Raw genomic sequence first — 314 nt, 5'->3', positions numbered from 1 at the left:
CATGTCGCGTCTCAAACGTCTCGGCGAGCGCCTGGTGGCCCGCGACCCTGCTCGTCAGGTTGCTGAGGTCCAGATCCGCTGCGCCATCCTCAACACCTTCAACGCCCTTGGCATGCCCGATACCGTCGCCCGCGCCTGATCAGAACATCAAAGACCGAACTGCGTCCTCACGCTGATTTCTGCAACAGAGCCCGCGCAAGGTGAGATATGCCCGCCGGGTAGGGCTGTCCTCAGCGAGACCAACCGTATCAATCTTAACGATAAAGCCAGCTTCAGCGTCGATGCCGACGGTGTAGGCAAGTTCCTTCGGCGCA

The 314-nt window shown here is 60.5% G+C and carries 1 protein-coding gene; it reads left to right on the top strand.

Features of this window, described 5'->3' with window-relative positions:
• On the top strand, window positions 1–176 hold a 176-nt coding region (locus tag QQK16_RS21480; RefSeq protein WP_368860150.1), incomplete at its 5' end, for a hypothetical protein.
• Window positions 177–314 lie beyond the last annotated feature (138 nt).

Source organism: Chitinimonas prasina (assembly GCF_030160395.1).
In the GTDB taxonomy this organism is placed as follows: domain Bacteria; phylum Pseudomonadota; class Gammaproteobacteria; order Burkholderiales; family Chitinimonadaceae; genus Chitinimonas; species Chitinimonas prasina.
This window is presented reverse-complemented; position numbering and strand designations above follow the sequence as displayed.